Origin of the sequence: Winogradskyella sp., assembly GCF_013213975.1 — a bacterium.
Taxonomy (GTDB): domain Bacteria; phylum Bacteroidota; class Bacteroidia; order Flavobacteriales; family Flavobacteriaceae; genus Winogradskyella.
In genome coordinates this window covers 1-5,205 of the sequence record NZ_JABSST010000124.1, presented here as the reverse complement: position 1 = coordinate 5,205, position 5,205 = coordinate 1, and the positions used below count along the sequence as shown (strand labels likewise).

Annotated in this window: 5 protein-coding genes; 1 reads left to right on the top strand and 4 read right to left on the bottom strand. The window is 32.7% G+C overall.

The window, feature by feature from the left end:
* Positions 1-453: 453 nt before the first annotated feature.
* From HRU49_RS13925 to HRU49_RS13915, 3 genes are all read right to left on the bottom strand, one after another.
* Positions 454-1,029: a hypothetical protein gene (locus HRU49_RS13925; RefSeq protein ID WP_296358210.1), complete on the bottom strand. Its 576-nt coding sequence runs from the start codon at positions 1,027-1,029 to the stop codon at positions 454-456.
* A 777-nt stretch (positions 1,030-1,806) separates the two neighbouring features.
* On the bottom strand, positions 1,807-2,040 hold the full coding sequence (locus tag HRU49_RS13920; RefSeq protein WP_296358207.1) for a hypothetical protein: 234 nt from the start codon (positions 2,038-2,040) through the stop codon (positions 1,807-1,809).
* 328 nt (positions 2,041-2,368) lie between these two features.
* A complete protein-coding gene (locus tag HRU49_RS13915) occupies positions 2,369-2,716 on the bottom strand; it encodes a hypothetical protein (protein WP_296358205.1) in 348 nt (115 codons plus the stop codon).
* 461 nt (positions 2,717-3,177) lie between these two features.
* Here HRU49_RS13915 and HRU49_RS13910 point away from each other — a divergent pair, with 461 nt between their 5' ends.
* Positions 3,178-3,612: an outer membrane beta-barrel protein gene (locus HRU49_RS13910; protein ID WP_296358203.1), complete on the top strand. Its 435-nt coding sequence runs from the start codon at positions 3,178-3,180 to the stop codon at positions 3,610-3,612.
* Positions 3,613-3,856: 244 nt separating this feature from the next.
* On the opposite strand, the gene HRU49_RS13905 is transcribed toward HRU49_RS13910, so the two are convergent.
* Positions 3,857-4,870, bottom strand: coding sequence for a DUF6624 domain-containing protein (locus HRU49_RS13905; RefSeq protein ID WP_296358201.1), 1,014 nt, complete (start codon positions 4,868-4,870; stop codon positions 3,857-3,859).
* Positions 4,871-5,205 lie beyond the last annotated feature (335 nt).

The following is a 5,205-nucleotide window of genomic DNA, read 5'->3' as shown; positions in this document are numbered from 1 at the left end:
GACTTCTACTTGCTCATGGGATGTTCCTTTTATGCAATACTGATACAAAAAGTACTTTTGGTACTTTCTTAATCTTTACCAGTATTCTTTTTTAATATGAAGCCACTATAAAACAAAATAATCTTATCCTTAGTATTCATATTATTGTGTACCCTTCAAAATTAAAAAAAGACGTGCTTAGACGTCTAAAATAACTTTGATTATATCAAATTAAAGGCTTTTGCTGTAATTACAGGTGTAAGCTACTGTTTTTTTTATGAGCTATCAATTGAGTCATAGCTTTCGTTATACTCTATCCTATCTCTAAAAAATTAAAAGTTTTCTTATCCGAAAATTATCTTTTTATTTATCTCAAGCAACCGAACCCTATGATTACTTGATCCTTTATTAGTAAAATCATTAAAAGAATCGCCAACAAAAAGTTAACAAGTAGGGCTAATCTTAATTTGCAACCTATTGAATCTTATCGATATAACCTTTTCCAAATTGTTTATTACATACACGCATTTCTTTCATAGTTATAGGAATACACTTTATAGAATTTTGTTTTATAAGCATCATTCCACTAGGATCTGTATTCGGAATTCGTACAGTGGCTAGGGTAATCCATTCCTCATTTTCTTCTAATACATATGCGGGGAAGCACTGATCTCCTTTTAAAACTAAAACAGGTTTCCAATTTAAATTTATATTATCTGCATTCAATCGATCAGCAGCCATAAGTTCCAAATAGTTTAAGGACGGTACAAATTTTAGTACTAATGACTCCACCTCTCCCCTCAGATTTGCAACCAATTTTATCCGCATTAATAAACCGAGTAAGAAAGCAACAGCGAGCATAGCTAATACCGCAAAAAAAGTAAGTGTGATTTCCCCAAAAATATGTTCTATATTATATTTTTTGGCAATAGGACTTATAAGGCTTTCAAAAATTTTCATGAATTTATATAACACATACAAGACTACGGATAATGGAAAAGCTAGGGCAATACCCCGAAAGATGGTTGACTTTAAGGAAAATTTTGACATTTTGTTTATTTTAAATTAGGACCACATTCATTTTTACGTTTTTGTTTTTTGATCTTGACGACATAACGTTAATGCCTCATCAAAGCATTGACTATTCTTCTAACCGTTTCTCCAGTAGGCTGAAATTAGTTATTTTCAATTCTTTGGATTCTTTGTAGACTTACTTTTGGCTCTTTTGCCAAATATTCTTAAGACATTCCCCCTATCGCTCTTAATTCTTTTAATCTTTATCTTAATTTTTTTGTTTCAGCAAATGTATATTGAAAACATAATCACGGATTACAATAAGTTAATGCCATCTTTGTGTCAATTGATTAGAAGGTTTTCGGCTTAGGTATATATCATCCTGATCTTGATAAAAAATAAAATAGCTTATAAACTATTATTGTACCAATTTACGTATTTCATTTTCTAGTTTAATTAAAAATCACTTTTCCAAGTATTCAATTCAGCTAATTTGTTGTTTTTCCTGTGATGCCGCCAGATAATTTCCTCAGCGAAATTGTCTAGTCCTGAAATATGGCTGCAGGTTAAAAACACTTTTACTTCAGAATAATAATCTTCACCGTATTGTTTGTAAAATTATCCATTTGGTTTTATTATTAAAAATCCAGCGTAACTTAGATATTTTGTGAAAACATTTTCATAAAAAAACCTGAATCCATTATAAATTTAGTCAGCGATTTATTCCGCAAAATTTTCAATTCCGCTTGAGTGTACATTTCCTCAACTTGCTCAATTCCGCAAACAAAGCAAGTTTAATTTTCAATTCAGATTTTATACTGTAATTACTTTTTTAATAAAAATCCATTTCAATTGGGTTTGTTTCCCTAATTGAGTTTCATATTCCGTTATTTTTGGTGATAGTAAACCAGCAATTCCGCCACTAATCATTCCTTTATATGGACTATCTAAATTTTCAAACGAAAAATGTAAAATTGTCCATACAATTAAAAAAATAACCAGAAAAGACAACAACCATATAAATCTAACTTTTGTTTTTTTATTCATTATTTTTAAATTTTAAGTACGCTCGGCAATAAATGCCAACCGTCTGGCTAATGTGCCAGACCGTCTTGGTTTACTTTTTATTAGCAGACTAAATATAAACAAGTCTGAGTAAACCACAACTACAACTAATTATAACCGCGCTAAGTTGATAAGAAATTGGCCTTTTGCCAAAAGAAAGAGTGCAGTTGCAAGTACCACCGAAGTGCAGTGGCTAGCTGGTTACAATCTTCAAACTGAAAACTAATTTTTATTAGCCCACACTTTAGGTAATGTTAGCCACTGCGAGATCAACTTACACATCGTTTTTAATCCAGTTTATCCAGTTGATTCAGAGCTTTTTTATCTCATTATACCAGAAATCATTTTTTGAGACACCAAGCATTTCTCGACTTGCAATCAAATTGGTTTCTCTTTCTTCCCATACTTTTCTGGCCCCAGGGTTGTGGCAAAGGAATCTAGCGAAATCAACAACCTCGATCCCAACGGTAGAAAGGTCATCTAGTCTGACACCTTTAAGCACCCTAAAAAATGTAATCGAGTTTTGATCATCAACCATCCTTTTAAAAATGACCATTTCTCTTGCGTTGAGGGTATCATTAGCGCATCCTCTCCGCCAAATGTCGGAGTTATTGGAAATAGTCTGATTGGCAAGGATGGTATTTTGTGTGATAGTCATTTCGTAATTTACCTCAGCCAACACCCTACTTTGCTACATTTCATACCAGACGAGAATAAGGGAAAAGACAACAGCAATAATTCCCAATATCTCAAATATGCCTTTGACTTTTTGAATTGAAACTTTCATAGCTAAAATCATTTATAACGTTAAAAATATAAAGATAAACTGCATTGAGCGTTGTGGCTAACGGTATTGTTATGTGGCTTGTGGCACTTTGCCTGCCAAGTTAACCTACGAAGATATATTTTATTTCTTGATAAATCTACGAGTAATCCATAAAGACGCCATGAACTACATGCCTTGTTCGATGCAATTTTTATTTTCGTTTTATTATTATTCCGAAATTTTTGTCAGTCGGATTTAGTGTTATGTAATTTATAGTAAATACTATTTTTTGTATTCGCAAATACATCATTTTTTTTTATTATATTTTTGTTAAATAATTAAAATCTAATATTATGAAAAAAATCACTTTATTCTGTTTGTTAATGTTCACATGCTTTACTGCTAATGTATTTGGTCAAGCTAGAAGTGAATTAAATTTTGGCCTAATAGGTGCGAATTACGAAATCCCAGTTCATAAAGATATTACAATTGCCCCTGGAGCATCGACTAATTTTGACATCAATTGGTTAACCTTTAGTGTTAAAGCAAATTACTATTTTGATAATTTAATTGGATTAACAGATGAGTCTTGGGATGTTTATGGTGGTGCTGGTGCTGGTTATGCCATTTACAACGGAAATAATGATAATAAAGATAATGGTTTTGATATAGGTCTTCATGTGGGTGGAAGATGGTTTTGGAATGAAAAATGGGGGATTTATTTGGAACTTGGCGGAGGAAACACTCAAGGAGCAACAGGAGGTGTTGGATTGACAGTTAAATTATAACTATTTTTTCTGTATTTAAGTTTTACTTCTAGTTTGAAGTTTATTCATTAGTTTGTTAGCTTGGTCAAATTGAGTGTAACGCTTTTGGCCATGGTTTCGTTACGGAATGGTACCTCAGTATCATTCCGCCGACACGAGCACGCAGTGCGAACTGGTGGCAACAATCCATAAATTTAGCAAAAAGGCTTGAAATTCCGATTAGGAATTTCAGCCGCAATGAATTATAGCCATTATTGGCATTTCGTTATTTTTTTTCTGCTTCTAATTTATCAGTCATTTCTTTGTGCTTTTCGACATCCCAAGTCATATTCCAATTAGATATATATTCTTGTAAAGTACCAAGTCCGACTTCAGCTCTTCTTTCATCAACTTTTTCTGGATTTTCGATTGGTGAAACATAAAACTCTCCTGTTTCTTGGTTTCTCCCAATTTGGCTTCCGTAAATTTGTCTTTTACCAGTTCTTAAAGCTACTCTGTCCTCTAATAATGCTAAACTGCTTGGGTGTGCATTATTTTTCTTAACCGCATCTCTCATCATTGGTAAATACTTTTGCTGTATTTCAATTGGCGAATGTTGAATGACTAAAAATAGTGTCGTATTTCCTTGTCCTCCAATTATGTCTTGACCAAGCCAACCTTTCTCATCAAGTATCTTCTGTATTTTTATAAGATTGATGGAGTCTTTTTCGTTTATGGTTTTCCAATGCGCTTTCATTTCGTCTGAATCTCGACCATATTTTTCTTCAACTTCGCTAATTTGTCTTCTTAAACCTTGGTCTTCTTGATATATTGTATCAAGGATTGCAATTAAAGGTTTGTCCAAATTTTCTTCCGCTTTTTCTTTATTGCTTTTAACTAAATTCAAAACCTCATTCCATCTTTTATCAGAATGTAGAGCATTCAAATCTCCATCTGTTGTAATATGTCCATAGTTACTATAATTACCTTTTTCCGCTATTCTGAATAATTGTACGAATGACGAATCAATTTGATTGGCTAAAGCCCAAGAACAAGCAGCGTTATATCTATCGTTTGTATTTCCTTTATTTCCAAGAGCAGCAAATGCTTCCGAATATCTCCTTGCAGATGCTAAATACTCTTGGTTTTCATAAAGATTCCAAGCTTCGGTTTTCAATTCAGCATATTTTGCTCTTTCCTCAGAAGTAGGCACTCTTTCTACTACATTTTCTTCTTTTTTTTCTCCATTTTTACAAGACGAAAATATTATTAGTAAGATAAAAATTAAACTATTTTTCATAGGTTTCAAGGTTTGGTTTTAATGAATCTCAGTGCCCTGCTAAACGCAGTTCTGCCTGGAGAACGTAGCAAAACAAGTCAGCTTCAGCTGAATGTGCTCTAACGGTTTCGGCTATGATTTCGTTGCGTGTTTCAGCAACTAAATTAGCAAATACAAACCGAATATAAAATCCGCGAGGATTTTTGTAAGTAGACTATAACTAGCAATGAATTATACACGTTGTTAGAGTTCGTTATTATTCACAACATATATTGTTTATTAGTCAATAAGTGTGCTGCCCTTTTTTGTACTTTAAGAAAAGGACTTTCTTCTTTAAAACGCAATATGATATCCCT